General features: G+C 54.2%; 15 protein-coding genes. 11 read left to right on the forward strand and 4 right to left on the reverse strand.

The window, feature by feature from the left end; all coding sequences use genetic code 11:
- Position 1: 1 nt before the first annotated feature.
- The 3 genes from asrA to suhB form a co-directional block, all read right to left on the reverse strand.
- Positions 2–1,045: an anaerobic sulfite reductase subunit AsrA gene (gene asrA / locus ACLJRU_RS08100; protein WP_011264350.1), complete on the reverse strand. Its 1,044-nt coding sequence runs from the start codon at positions 1,043–1,045 to the stop codon at positions 2–4.
- 181 nt (positions 1,046–1,226) lie between these two features.
- Complete coding sequence (locus tag ACLJRU_RS08105) at positions 1,227–2,105, reverse strand: alpha/beta hydrolase (RefSeq protein WP_000174944.1); 879 nt, start codon at positions 2,103–2,105, stop codon at positions 1,227–1,229.
- Between the two features lie 144 nt (positions 2,106–2,249).
- Entirely contained in the window at positions 2,250–3,053 is an 804-nt protein-coding gene (suhB, locus tag ACLJRU_RS08110) for an inositol-1-monophosphatase (protein ID WP_038394030.1), read from the reverse strand.
- Between the two features lie 118 nt (positions 3,054–3,171).
- On the opposite strand from suhB, the gene trmJ reads away from it, so the two are divergent.
- From trmJ to sseB, 11 genes are all read left to right on the forward strand, one after another.
- On the forward strand, positions 3,172–3,903 hold the full coding sequence (trmJ, locus tag ACLJRU_RS08115; protein ID WP_000940031.1) for a tRNA (cytosine(32)/uridine(32)-2'-O)-methyltransferase TrmJ: 732 nt from the start codon (positions 3,172–3,174) through the stop codon (positions 3,901–3,903).
- Positions 3,904–4,061: 158 nt separating this feature from the next.
- On the forward strand, positions 4,062–4,556 hold the full coding sequence (gene iscR, locus ACLJRU_RS08120; protein ID WP_001241346.1) for a Fe-S cluster assembly transcriptional regulator IscR: 495 nt from the start codon (positions 4,062–4,064) through the stop codon (positions 4,554–4,556).
- A gap of 180 nt (positions 4,557–4,736) precedes the next feature.
- Entirely contained in the window at positions 4,737–5,951 is a 1,215-nt protein-coding gene (iscS, locus tag ACLJRU_RS08125) for a cysteine desulfurase (RefSeq protein WP_000775263.1), read from the forward strand.
- Positions 5,952–5,978: 27 nt separating this feature from the next.
- On the forward strand, positions 5,979–6,365 hold the full coding sequence (iscU, locus tag ACLJRU_RS08130) for a Fe-S cluster assembly scaffold IscU (RefSeq protein ID WP_000331704.1): 387 nt from the start codon (positions 5,979–5,981) through the stop codon (positions 6,363–6,365).
- 28 nt (positions 6,366–6,393) lie between these two features.
- Complete coding sequence (gene iscA, locus ACLJRU_RS08135) at positions 6,394–6,717, forward strand: iron-sulfur cluster assembly protein IscA (protein ID WP_000028952.1); 324 nt, start codon at positions 6,394–6,396, stop codon at positions 6,715–6,717.
- Positions 6,718–6,912: 195 nt separating this feature from the next.
- Positions 6,913–7,428, forward strand: a complete 516-nt coding sequence (gene hscB / locus ACLJRU_RS08140) for a co-chaperone HscB (protein ID WP_001540624.1) — start codon at positions 6,913–6,915, stop codon at positions 7,426–7,428.
- 12 nt (positions 7,429–7,440) lie between these two features.
- Positions 7,441–9,291 carry a Fe-S protein assembly chaperone HscA gene (hscA, locus tag ACLJRU_RS08145; RefSeq protein WP_001540623.1) on the forward strand — a complete coding sequence of 617 codons (1,851 nt, stop codon included), beginning with the start codon at positions 7,441–7,443 and terminating at the stop codon, positions 9,289–9,291.
- 1 nt (position 9,292) lies between these two features.
- On the forward strand, positions 9,293–9,628 hold the full coding sequence (gene fdx / locus ACLJRU_RS08150; protein WP_001124466.1) for an ISC system 2Fe-2S type ferredoxin: 336 nt from the start codon (positions 9,293–9,295) through the stop codon (positions 9,626–9,628).
- Positions 9,629–9,639: 11 nt separating this feature from the next.
- Positions 9,640–9,840 (forward strand): Fe-S cluster assembly protein IscX, encoded by a 201-nt coding sequence (gene iscX, locus ACLJRU_RS08155; RefSeq protein WP_000523621.1) that lies wholly within the window; start codon positions 9,640–9,642, stop codon positions 9,838–9,840.
- A 177-nt stretch (positions 9,841–10,017) separates the two neighbouring features.
- Complete coding sequence (pepB, locus tag ACLJRU_RS08160; RefSeq protein ID WP_011264349.1) at positions 10,018–11,301, forward strand: aminopeptidase PepB; 1,284 nt, start codon at positions 10,018–10,020, stop codon at positions 11,299–11,301.
- Between the two features lie 106 nt (positions 11,302–11,407).
- Complete coding sequence (sseB, locus tag ACLJRU_RS08165; RefSeq protein ID WP_001522413.1) at positions 11,408–12,184, forward strand: enhanced serine sensitivity protein SseB; 777 nt, start codon at positions 11,408–11,410, stop codon at positions 12,182–12,184.
- Between the two features lie 36 nt (positions 12,185–12,220).
- On the opposite strand, the gene timP is transcribed toward sseB, so the two are convergent.
- The gene (gene timP, locus ACLJRU_RS08170; RefSeq protein ID WP_350400019.1) at positions 12,221–12,337 is read right to left on the reverse strand and encodes a small toxic inner membrane protein TimP; all 117 of its coding nucleotides are present in this window, start codon (positions 12,335–12,337) and stop codon (positions 12,221–12,223) included.
- Positions 12,338–12,557 lie beyond the last annotated feature (220 nt).

Here is a 12,557-nt window from a genome sequence, read left to right on the forward strand (position 1 = left end):
GTTATGCCTCCTCTGCCAGCGCCTGCCGAACGGCAGCGGTCATTTTGTTGATAATCAAAGAAAATTTGATGTATTGCGGGCAGCGATCGTCGCAGCGGCCGCAGCCGACGCACATATGTTCAATGCCGTTGCGCGCTTTGTAGTCATTGACCTTATGCAGGGCGCGGTAGCGCAGACGCTCGCCGGGTTTTTCGCGAAAACCATGACCGCCGGCCATGTCGCTAAAGCCCGGCATCATGCAGCTTGCCCACTGGCGGCGGCGTTCGCCGCGCTGCGGATTTTCATCATAGGCGACGTCAAAGACGCTATAGCAGGTACAGGTTGGGCACCCGGTAGTGCAGCGGCCACAACTGATGCAGCGGCTGTCGTAAGCGTCCCATAGCGGATGGCGGGTGAGAATGTCGCGAATTTTTTGCGGATCGCGGCAAACGCTGTCCGGCGTGACGACGGTTTCCCGGTTTTCGCTGACGAAAGAGGGGGTATAGTCAGCCTCCTGCCCCAGCCCTTGTATCGCCGCCTCGATAAAGGGATCGCGGATGCTGACAAGCGCGCCCTCATCGCTAAAACGCATGGCGGCGCTATAACAGTCAGTTTTATTAGTACCCATTGAGACGCAGAAACAATTTTCGAAGCTTTCTTCACACTCAATAAGGACGAAACGAATATGCTCCCGTAGCAGTTGATAACTGTAATCGGAATTATTCCCATTTGATAAATACATATAATCCAGCCGCGACATGGCGTTAATGTCGCAGGCGCGGGCAAAGATGATTATCGGGGAAATGTCTGTCTCGGCAATTTGAATGGTGTCTTTATCGAAATAAAAGAGCGTTTCGGTGATAGGGGCGATAATGGTATTCGGCGACATGTGCGATTTCTCGTGCCAGATGAGATCGCGCCAGCCGCTAATCCATTGATAAATAATGTTGTCAGTGTCGGAAAAACGTCCGCCGCGAAACTCTGCGGACGGGGCAAACACGCGCCATTTTTGGTTTAATCGCTGGATAAGCAAACTAAACTCGTCAGGCGTAATTTTGATAGCCATCACATACTCCACAGTAATATTCAGGAAAAACAAATGAAAATAAATTGTTATAAAAATCAGTTGAATATTACTGTTACGCTAGCGCTAATCCATCGCCTTCGCTAACGGGAAAAAATGGTTTTTACTATCGGTATAATAAATATATTCTTAATCATAAAATATGCATATATACAGCGTCGCGCTATTTAGCGGATAGCGCGGTCTGAATAAATTTAATCATTGCATCACGGTAAAGGTTTGCATAACGTCCGGAAAAAGCATCAATGTGATCGCCGTCAGGAATGAAGATTTTTTGTTTGGGCTCCCGGGCGAGGGCATACAATTTCTCACTGTCCTGCCAGGGAATAACATGGTCTGCCGTGCCATGAAGAATCAATACCGGAATGGGGCTGACGCTGGCAATATTGCGATCCGCGCTATAGCGGTCATCAAGCAAATAGCCGCTGCCCGGGATCATCTGGTTGGCGATGGAGGAATAGGATAAAAACGTTGAGTCAAGGATAATCGCACGTATGCCCGCCTGGTCGGCGTAGCGCATATTTGCGCAGCCTACGCAGTGGCCTACGGCGGCCAGTACATTATTGCCGCCCAGGCTCTGCCCCAGCAGTACCAGGCGCTCGGGGTTAACGTCGGCGCGATGCCGCACATAATCTATCGCGCTTTTCGTATCGTCCAGTAGCCCCTCTTGTGATGGGGTACCCTCCGATTCGCCAAAACCACGGTAATCAAACATAAACAGGTTTACGTTGCGTTCTGGCAGCCAACTGACTAACGGCCAGTGCGCCGACATATTTCCGGCGTTGCCATGGACATGAATCACCGTCGCGACGGCGTTTTCCGGCCTGCCGAAAGCAGTGGGAATAAACCAGCCGTGCAGATGCGTGCCATCTTTGGCGGTAAAGGTAATGGATTCAGCTTCGGCAGGGGTTGGCCCATAGACTTTATTGTCCGGGTAATAAAAGGCATTGATCGCTACGCGGGGTAGCAGATAAATACAGACCACAATGATAAACAGAATAAAAAGGGATTTGACGATGCGTCGGGTATGTTGAAGGGTCATGTTCGCTTCCTTGCCGCTTTATGCCAATAGCGGAGCAGGGAGCGATCGTACAAAAACATGCAGGCAAGTAAAGCGATGAGGCTGTGTTTAGGAAAAACGCCTGAAAAGGCACGGCGGATGAGTGGCCCCATCCGCCGAAGAGACTTAGCGCTTCAGCGCATCGCTCAGTTCGTCGCGCATATTCGCCAGCATGGCTTTAACGACGCGCGGATTCCCCGCCACGATATTACCGGTCATCATGTAGTTATGACCGCCGGTGAAATCGCTGACGATACCGCCCGCTTCACGAACCAGCAGTTCGCCCGCGGCGAAATCCCACGGACGAAGGCCAATTTCAAAGAAACCATCGACACGACCTGCAGCCACATAGGCCAGATCCAGCGCGGCGGAACCGGTGCGGCGGAAATCGGCGCATTCGCTGAACAGCTTGCCGATAATATTAATGTAGGTGGTCGCGTATTGTTTGGCTTTGAACGGGAAGCCAGTAGCGAGGATAGTGCCGTCCAGATCGCGCGCGGTACTGCCGCGCAGACGGTAGCCGTTCAGCTGTGCGCCCTGACCGCGGGTGGCGGTGAACAGTTCGTTACGCATCGGATCGTACACGACAGCCACTTCAGTACGGCCTTTAATGCGTACAGCAATGGAAACAGCGAAGTGTGGCAGACGTTTGATGAAGTTGGTGGTGCCATCCAGCGGATCGATAACCCATTGAACATCCTGATCTGTGCCAACGTGCTCACCGCTTTCTTCGGTGATAATAGTGTGTTGCGGGTAAGATTTGCGAATGGTGTCGATAATCACCGCTTCAACGGCCTTATCTACATTGGTCACAAAATCGTTACTGCCTTTTTGGCTCGCTTCTACAGCGTCCGGAGTTTCATAGTTTTTGGCAATTACATTACCCGCCTTGCGCGCTGCGCGCACGGCGATGGTCAGCATCGGATGCATCGGTCTCTCTCACTGGATGTTAAAGAACGGGAAAACGGCGCAGAGTATAGCAGCGAGATCGGAATCTGTCTTGGTTTTATGGTAAGATGTCAGAATAATCTTTAGCTGAAGAAAGACAATGCTGCAAAACATTCGAATTGTGCTGGTGGAAACCTCCCACACCGGCAATATGGGCTCCGTGGCTCGCGCTATGAAAACCATGGGCTTAACTAACCTGTGGCTGGTAAACCCGTTGGTGAAACCGGACTCCCAGGCCATCGCCCTGGCGGCAGGCGCCAGCGATGTGATCGGTAATGCGCAGATCGTCGATACGCTGGATGAAGCGTTGGCTGGCTGTAGCCTGGTGGTCGGCACCAGCGCCCGTTCCCGCACTTTGCCGTGGCCGATGCTTGATCCGCGCGAGTGCGGCTTAAAAAGCGTGGCGGAAGCGGCAAATACGCCGGTTGCGCTGGTTTTTGGTCGTGAGCGTGTCGGGCTGACTAACGATGAGTTGCAAAAATGCCATTATCACGTCGCTATTGCCGCTAACCCGGAGTACAGCTCGTTGAATCTGGCGATGGCGGTACAGGTCATCGCGTATGAAGTCCGCATGGCCTGGCTGGCGACGCAGGAAAACGGCGACGCGGCAGATCATGAAGAGATGCCGTATCCGCTGGTGGACGATCTTGAACGTTTCTACGGCCATCTGGAGCAGACGTTGCTCTCCACTGGCTTTATTCGCGAAAACCATCCGGGGCAGGTGATGAATAAATTGCGCCGTCTGTTTACCCGCGCCCGCCCGGAAAGCCAGGAGTTGAATATTCTGCGTGGGATTCTGGCGTCTATTGAGCAGCAGAATAAAGGCAAGTAACCGCATCAATATCGCACGGAACGCTAAATACCTGACTAATTTACTCAAGTAAATAGTTGACCAAATTACTCGGGAATGTCAGACTTGTCCCTGCTATGCAATACCCCCATTTTACAATAAAAACCCCGGGCAGGGGCGAGTTTGAGGTTAAGTAAGACATGAGACTGACATCTAAAGGGCGTTATGCCGTGACCGCAATGTTAGACGTTGCGCTCAACTCCGAAGCGGGCCCGGTACCGTTGGCTGATATTTCTGAACGTCAGGGGATTTCCCTTTCTTATCTGGAACAGCTATTTTCCCGTTTACGTAAAAACGGTCTGGTTTCCAGCGTACGCGGGCCGGGCGGCGGTTATCTGCTGGGTAAAGATGCTGGCAGTATCGCGGTCGGCGAAGTGATCAGCGCGGTTGATGAATCCGTTGACGCGACCCGTTGCCAGGGCAAAGGCGGCTGCCAGGGCGGCGATAAATGCCTGACCCATGCGCTGTGGCGTGATTTAAGCGATCGCCTGACCGGTTTTCTCAACAATATTACCTTAGGCGAGCTGGTGAATAACCAGGAAGTTCTGGATGTGTCTGGTCGCCAGCACACGCATGACGCGCCGCGCGCCAGTGGTCGTGCGCAGGACGCTATCGACGTTAAATTACGCGCTTAATTAAAATATTACGCCATCTCTTCTGGCGGCCTCATGCGGTGAATGCCGCGGTCGTCTGAAGGATGAAGCGTAAAAAAGAATTCAGAATCAGGCCGGGACGCGGACGTCCCGTCAACACGGTCGTACATCCAGCCGGTTGCCTGATTCCTTGCATTGAGTGATGTACGGAGTTTAAGAGCAATGAAATTACCGATTTATCTCGACTACTCCGCAACCACGCCGGTGGACCCGCGTGTTGCCGAGAAAATGATGCAGTTTCTGACCCTGGACGGAACCTTTGGGAACCCGGCGTCTCGTTCACACCGTTTCGGCTGGCAGGCTGAAGAAGCCGTCGATATCGCCCGCAACCAGATTGCTGAACTGGTCGGCGCCGACCCGCGTGAAATCGTCTTTACCTCAGGGGCGACGGAGTCCGATAACCTGGCGATCAAAGGCGCTGCCAACTTTTATCAGAAAAAAGGCAAGCACATCATCACCAGCAAGACCGAGCACAAAGCGGTGCTGGACACCTGCCGTCAGCTTGAGCGCGAAGGGTTTGAAGTGACCTACCTGGCGCCGCAGCGCAACGGCATCATCGATCTCAACGAGCTCGAAGCAGCGATGCGTGACGACACCATTCTGGTTTCCATCATGCACGTGAACAACGAAATCGGCGTGGTGCAGGATATCGCGACCATCGGCGAAATGTGCCGCGCGCGCGGTATCATCTACCACGTTGACGCCACCCAGAGCGTGGGCAAACTGCCTATCGACCTGAGCCAACTGAAAGTGGATCTGATGTCCTTCTCCGGTCATAAAATTTATGGTCCGAAAGGCATTGGCGCGCTGTATGTGCGTCGTAAGCCGCGTATTCGCATTGAAGCGCAGATGCATGGCGGCGGGCACGAACGCGGTATGCGCTCTGGTACTCTGCCTGTCCACCAGATCGTCGGCATGGGCGAAGCTTACCGTATCGCGAAAGAAGAGATGGAGACCGAAATGGCCCGTCTGCGCGGTCTGCGTAACCGTCTGTGGAACGGCATCAAAGATATTGAAGAAGTTTACCTGAACGGCGACCTTGAGCAGGGCGCGCCAAACATTCTCAACGTGAGCTTTAACTACGTTGAAGGCGAGTCGCTGATTATGGCGCTGAAAGACCTGGCGGTCTCTTCCGGTTCCGCCTGTACATCCGCCAGTCTGGAACCGTCTTACGTGCTGCGCGCGTTGGGCATGAATGACGAGCTGGCGCATAGCTCTATCCGTTTCTCTTTAGGTCGTTTTACCACTGAAGAAGAGATCGACTACACCATTGATCTGGTTCGTAAATCCATTGGCCGTCTGCGTGACCTTTCTCCACTGTGGGAAATGTACAAGCAGGGTGTGGATCTGAACAGCATCGAATGGGCACATCATTAATCGGTATCGGAATCAGGAGAATTTATAATGGCTTACAGCGAAAAAGTAATCGATCACTATGAGAACCCGCGTAACGTAGGGTCGTTTGACAACAACGACGATAACGTGGGAAGCGGCATGGTTGGCGCTCCGGCCTGCGGCGACGTCATGAAGTTGCAGATTAAAGTTAACGATGAAGGTATCATTGAAGACGCGCGCTTCAAGACTTACGGCTGCGGTTCCGCTATCGCCTCCAGTTCTCTGGTAACGGAGTGGGTGAAAGGGAAATCCCTGGACGAAGCGCAGGCGATTAAAAACACCGACATTGCAGACGAACTGGAGCTGCCGCCGGTGAAAATTCACTGCTCTATTCTGGCGGAAGACGCGATTAAAGCCGCTATTGCGGATTACAAAAGCAAACGCGAAGCGAAATAAAATAGAACGTTAACATTGAGGTTTTGTTATGTCGATTACACTTAGCGACAGTGCAGCAGCGCGAGTTAATACCTTCCTGGCCAACCGTGGTAAAGGGTTTGGTCTGCGTCTGGGCGTGAGAACCTCCGGCTGCTCAGGTATGGCTTATGTACTGGAATTTGTTGACGAGCCAACGGCGGAAGACACCGTGTTTGAAGACAAAGGCGTTAAGGTAGTGGTTGACGGCAAGAGCCTGCAATTTCTGGACGGTACACAGCTGGACTTCGTAAAAGAAGGTCTGAACGAAGGGTTTAAATTCTCCAACCCGAATGTGAAAGATGAGTGTGGTTGCGGCGAAAGCTTCCACGTGTAACCGTGTTCCGCTGTTATACCGAGCATTCGTGCTGTAGAAAAGCGGCAAGCGAGTGAATCCCCAGGCGCTTACTTGAGTAAATGACTGGGGGAACCCGCGCAGACAACGCATCTGCGGCGCGAAGTAAGAAGGTATAACCCCACCGTGGTCGCCTGCGTGTGGGGTTTGTTCTGACAGGCTATCCCTGAGAATGTTATGGATTACTTCACCCTCTTTGGCTTACCAGCCCGTTATCAGATTGACACCCAGGCGCTGAGCCTTCGTTTTCAGGATCTGCAACGCCAGTATCACCCTGACAAATTTGCCAACGGCACTCAGGCGCAGCAGCTTGCCGCCGTCCAGCAATCCGCCACGATCAACCAGGCCTGGCAAACGCTGCGTCACCCTTTGACGCGCGCGGAGTATCTGCTTTCCTTACACGGGTTCGATCTGGCCAGCGAGCAGCATACGGTACGCGACACCGCGTTTCTGATGGAACAACTCACGCTTTGCGAAGAGCTGGACGATATCGAACAATCAAAAGACGACGTGCGGCTGGAAAGCTTCATCAAACGCGTACAAAAGATGTTTGATGCTCGTCTTCAGCAAATGGTGGAACAGTTGGACAACGCCGCGTGGGACGCGGCGGCGGATACGGTGCGCAAACTGCGGTTTCTCGATAAACTGCGAAGCAGCGCAGAACAACTCGAAGAAAAGCTGCTCGATTTTTAACTGGAATCTAACATGGCCTTATTACAAATTAGTGAGCCTGGTCTGAGCGCCGCGCCGCATCAGCGTCGTCTGGCGGCGGGCATCGACTTAGGCACTACCAACTCTCTGGTTGCGACGGTTCGCAGCGGCCAGGCGGAAACTCTGCCTGACCACGAAGGGCGCCACCTGTTGCCTTCAGTGGTTCACTATCAGCAGCAGGGCCATACGGTCGGTTACGCTGCGCGTGACAATGCCGCGCAGGATACGGCCAACACTATCAGCTCTGTGAAACGCATGATGGGACGCTCGCTGGCGGATATCCAGGCGCGCTATCCGCATCTGCCTTACCGGTTTAAGGCAAGCGTTAATGGGCTGCCGATGATTGACACGTCGGCTGGATTGCTCAATCCGGTACGCGTATCGGCTGATATTCTCAAAGCGCTGGCCGCGCGGGCTAGCGAATCGCTCTCCGGCGAGCTGGATGGCGTGGTGATTACCGTTCCCGCCTATTTCGATGATGCCCAACGTCAGGGGACGAAAGACGCCGCGCGGCTGGCTGGCCTGCATGTGCTGCGCCTGCTCAACGAACCGACGGCGGCGGCGATTGCCTACGGTCTGGACTCAGGCAAAGAAGGTGTTATTGCTGTTTACGATCTCGGCGGCGGTACCTTCGATATCTCTATTTTACGCCTGAGCCGCGGGGTGTTTGAAGTGCTGGCGACGGGCGGTGATTCTGCGCTCGGCGGCGATGACTTTGACCATCTGCTGGCGGACTATATTCGCGAGCAGGCGGGAATTGCCGATCGTAGCAACAATCGCGTTCAGCGCGAACTGCTGGATGCCGCGATTGCGGCGAAAATCGCCTTAAGCGATGCCGATACCGTTCGCGTTAACGTTGCGGGCTGGCAGGGGGAGATCACTCGCGAGCAATTTAACGATCTCATTTCCGCGCTGGTTAAGCGCACGCTATTGGCCTGCCGTCGCGCATTGAAAGATGCCGGCGTTGAGCCCCAGGACGTTCTGGAAGTGGTCATGGTCGGCGGTTCGACCCGTGTACCGCTGGTGCGTGAGCGGGTGGGCGAATTTTTTGGCCGCACGCCGTTAACCGCTATCGACCCGGATAAAGTGGTCGCTATCGGCGCAGCGATTCAGGCCGATATTCTGGTCGGCAACAAGCCGGACAGCGAAATGCTGCTGCTGGACGTGATTCCACTCTCTCTTGGGCTGGAAACGATGGGTGGCCTGGTGGAAAAAGTCATTCCGCGCAACACCACTATCCCGGTGGCGCGCGCGCAGGATTTCACCACCTTCAAAGACGGTCAGACCGCGATGTCTATCCATGTGATGCAGGGCGAACGCGAACTGGTGCAGGACTGCCGCTCGCTGGCGCGCTTTGCGCTGCGCGGGATTCCGCCGCTGCCGGCGGGCGGGGCGCATATTCGTGTGACCTTCCAGGTAGACGCCGATGGCCTGTTGAGCGTCACCGCAATGGAAAAATCCACCGGCGTCGAGGCCTCCATTCAGGTCAAACCTTCCTATGGTCTGACCGATGGCGAAATCGCCTCGATGATCAAGGATTCCATGAGTTTTGCCGAGCAGGACGTGAAAGCGCGTATGCTGGCGGAGCAAAAAGTCGAAGCCGCGCGCGTGCTGGAAAGTTTGACCGGCGCGCTAACTGCCGACGCCGCGCTGTTAAGCGCCGCAGAACGTCAATGCATTGATGATGCCGCCGCACATTTAAGCGCGGTCGCACAAGGCGATGATGTTGACGCCATAGAACAAGCCATTAAAAACGTAGATAAACAAACCCAGGAATTTGCCGCTCGCCGCATGGACCAGTCGGTTCGTCGCGCGTTGAAAGGCCATTCCGTAGACGAGGTTTAACATGCCGAAGATTGTTATTCTGCCTCATCAGGATCTTTGTCCGGATGGCGCAGTTCTGGAAGCTGAGACCGGTGAAACCATTCTTGACGTTGCGCTGCGCAACGGCATCGAGATTGAACACGCCTGTGAGAAATCGTGCGCCTGCACCACCTGTCACTGTATTGTACGTGAAGGCTTCGACTCCTTGCCGGAAAGTTCGGAAGAAGAAGACGATATGCTGGATAAAGCGTGGGGGCTGGAGCCGGAAAGTCGACTGAGCTGCCAGGCCCGCGTTACCGACGACGATCTGGTTATCGAAATTCCACGTTACACAATCAACCATGCGCGTGAGCATTAACAGAGGGTAGTATGGGACTCAAGTGGACCGATAGCCGCGAGATCGGTGAAGCGTTATACGACGCATATCCTGATGTCGATCCTAAAACCGTTCGTTTCACCGATCTGCATCAGTGGATCTGCGAACTGGACGATTTTGACGACGACCCTAACGCATCCAATGAAAAAATTCTGGAGGCGATTCTGCTAGTCTGGTTGGATGAAGCAGAGTAATTTTTGCGTCATGATCCTCGCCGCAGGTGCGTTGGCTACGTTCGCTCACCCCAGTCACATAGTTTGCTATGCTCCCGGGGATTCGCTCACTTGCCGCCTTCCTGCAACGCGAATCATTTAGCAAAAGATCTAACGGGCTGCCCTACGGCGGCCCGTTTGCTAATAAGGAAAATAACAATGACAGAAGCCATGAAAATTACGCTTTCCACGCAGCCTGCCGATGCGCGCTGGGGCGATAAAGCCACTTACAGTATTAATAACGACGGTATTACCTTGCATCTTAACGGTAAAGACGATCTGGGATTGATCCAGCGTGCGGCGCGTAAAATCGACGGCCTGGGAATAAAACAGGTCGCGCTGACAGGCGAAGGATGGGATACCGAGCGTTGTTGGGCATTCTGGGCGGGTTACAAAGGACCAAAAGGCGTCCGTACCGTAATGTGGCCGGATTTAGACGATGCCCAACGTCAGGAACTGGATAACCGCCTGACCATTATTGACTGGGTGCGCGACACCATTAATGCTCCGGCGGAAGAGCTTGGGCCGGAGCAACTGGCGCAGCGCGCAGTGGATCTGCTGTGCAGCGTCGCGTGCGATAGCGTCACTTACCGTATCACCAAAGGCGAAGATCTGCGCGAGCAGAACTATATGGGGTTGCATACCGTAGGCCGTGGTTCTGAGCGTCCGCCGGTGCTGCTGGCGCTGGATTACAACCCGACGGGAGACAAAGATGCGCCGGTTTATGCCTGCCTGGTCGGTAAAGGTATCACCTTTGACTCCGGCGGCTACAGTATCAAACAAAGCGCTTTTATGGACTCAATGAAATCCGATATGGGCGGCGCGGCGACAGTAACGGGCGCGCTGGCGTTCGCCATTACCCGTGGGTTGAATAAACGCGTAAAACTGTTCCTGTGCTGCGCCGATAATCTGATCAGCGGCAATGCGTTTAAACTGGGCGATATTATTCGCTACCGTAATGGTAAGAATGCCGAAGTCATGAATACCGATGCGGAAGGGCGACTGGTACTGGCGGATGGCCTGATTGACGCCAGCGCGCAACACCCGCAGCTAATCATTGATATGGCGACGTTAACCGGCGCGGCGAAAACAGCGCTGGGTAACGACTACCATGCGCTATTCAGTTTTGACGATACGCTGGCGGGGCGCTTGTTGACCAGCGCGGCGCAAGAAAATGAACCGTTCTGGCGTCTGCCGCTGGCGGAGTTCCACCGTAACCAGCTGCCGTCTAACTTTGCGGAACTGAACAACACCGGCAGCGCGGCTTATCCCGCCGGGGCAAGCACCGCCGCGGGTTTTTTGTCGCACTTTGTTGAAAATTACCGCGAAGGCTGGCTGCACATTGACTGTTCCGCCACTTATCGCAAAGCGCCGGTTGAGCAGTGGGCTGCCGGGGCAACCGGTCTGGGTGTGCGCACCATCGCGAATCTGCTGACCGCCTGAACGGTGTTTTTGTAGGCCGGGTAAGCGAAGCGCCACCCGGCATTTTGCCTGATGACGCCGTGCGTCTTATCAGGCCTACAACCCATATACATAATTTGTGATTCCTATGTCCGAAACTAAAAATGAATTAGAAATTTTGCTGGAGAAAGCGGCGACTGAGCCCGCGCATCGTCCGGCATTTTTCCGTACCTTACTGGAGTCCACTGTCTGGGTGCCGGGCAGCGCTGCCGAAGGCGAGGCGATTGTGGAAGACAGCGCTCTGGATTTGCAGCACTGGGAAAAAGAAGACGGCACGACCGTCATTCCCTTCTTTACTTCTCTGGAGGCGCTGCAGCAGGCCGTGGAAGACGAACAGGCGTTTGTGGTGATGCCGGCGCGCACGCTGTTTGAAATGACGCTTGGCGAAACGCTATTCCTCAACGCTAAATTGCCGACCGGCAAAGAGTTTATGCCGCGTGAAATCAGCCTGCTTCTCGCTGAGGAAGGCAGTCCGTTAAGTACGCAGGAAGTGCTGGAAGGCGGCGAGTCGCTTATTTTATCCGAAGTGGCCGAGCCGCCGTCGCAGATGATTGATTCCCTCACTACGCTGTTTAAAACCATCAAACCGGTGAAACGCGCATTTCTCTGCGCGATTAAAGAACATGCGGACGCCCAACCCAATCTGCTGATTGGCATTGAGGCTGACGGCGATATTGAAGAGATCATTCACGCAGCGGGCAATGTGGCGACCGACACGTTACCGGGTGACGAACCGATCGATATTTGTCAGGTGAGGAAGGGCGAGCAGGGTATCAGCCACTTTATCACCGAGCATATCGCGCCGTTCTACGAGCGCCGCTGGGGCGGGTTCCTGCGCGATTTTAAACAGAACCGCATCATCTGAAGAAAAGAAAGCCGCCCAACAGGGCGGCCTCCTGGCTTACCTGCTCTGGACGTTGAGCGTTACGGGAACAGAATTACCTGGGTAGCTTCTGTCTGCGTGAAGACACAACGTGCCAGAAACAAGAAGCACGACACAAAAGTATCGTACCTTCATGTTGCGGTCCTTGCGAAGACCGCATCACGGCAGCACCGCTGGTGATAATGCCGTGATAGCAGGCACTACGGTGTGCCTGCGCTTACGGCCATGGGTTATCCTCTCCTGAAGCCAGCGCCCGTTTGCGAGACGGCGGAAAGGGCCGGGAAAGATAATACCTCAAATGTTGAATAGTTTCCCGGTAAATCATATTGACATTTGCTCCCTTAAAAGGGAGTAT

Source organism: Salmonella sp. SAL00653, assembly GCF_046552515.1.
Taxonomy (GTDB): Bacteria; Pseudomonadota; Gammaproteobacteria; order Enterobacterales; family Enterobacteriaceae; genus Salmonella; species Salmonella enterica.

Coding starts and splice junctions, on each gene's coding strand:
- iscS (WP_000775263.1), top strand. CDS start 4,737: ATGAAATTACCGATTTATCTCGACTACTCCGCAACCACGCCGGTGGAC.
- iscU (WP_000331704.1), top strand. CDS start 5,979: ATGGCTTACAGCGAAAAAGTAATCGATCACTATGAGAACCCGCGTAAC.
- sseB (WP_001522413.1), top strand. CDS start 11,408: ATGTCCGAAACTAAAAATGAATTAGAAATTTTGCTGGAGAAAGCGGCG.
- hscA (WP_001540623.1), top strand. CDS start 7,441: ATGGCCTTATTACAAATTAGTGAGCCTGGTCTGAGCGCCGCGCCGCAT.
- ACLJRU_RS08105 (WP_000174944.1), bottom strand. CDS start 2,105: ATGACCCTTCAACATACCCGACGCATCGTCAAATCCCTTTTTATTCTG.
- timP (WP_350400019.1), bottom strand. CDS start 12,337: ATGAAGGTACGATACTTTTGTGTCGTGCTTCTTGTTTCTGGCACGTTG.
- iscA (WP_000028952.1), top strand. CDS start 6,394: ATGTCGATTACACTTAGCGACAGTGCAGCAGCGCGAGTTAATACCTTC.
- hscB (WP_001540624.1), top strand. CDS start 6,913: ATGGATTACTTCACCCTCTTTGGCTTACCAGCCCGTTATCAGATTGAC.
- asrA (WP_011264350.1), bottom strand. CDS start 1,045: ATGGCTATCAAAATTACGCCTGACGAGTTTAGTTTGCTTATCCAGCGA.
- iscR (WP_001241346.1), top strand. CDS start 4,062: ATGAGACTGACATCTAAAGGGCGTTATGCCGTGACCGCAATGTTAGAC.
- fdx (WP_001124466.1), top strand. CDS start 9,293: ATGCCGAAGATTGTTATTCTGCCTCATCAGGATCTTTGTCCGGATGGC.
- trmJ (WP_000940031.1), top strand. CDS start 3,172: ATGCTGCAAAACATTCGAATTGTGCTGGTGGAAACCTCCCACACCGGC.
- iscX (WP_000523621.1), top strand. CDS start 9,640: ATGGGACTCAAGTGGACCGATAGCCGCGAGATCGGTGAAGCGTTATAC.
- pepB (WP_011264349.1), top strand. CDS start 10,018: ATGACAGAAGCCATGAAAATTACGCTTTCCACGCAGCCTGCCGATGCG.
- suhB (WP_038394030.1), bottom strand. CDS start 3,053: ATGCATCCGATGCTGACCATCGCCGTGCGCGCAGCGCGCAAGGCGGGT.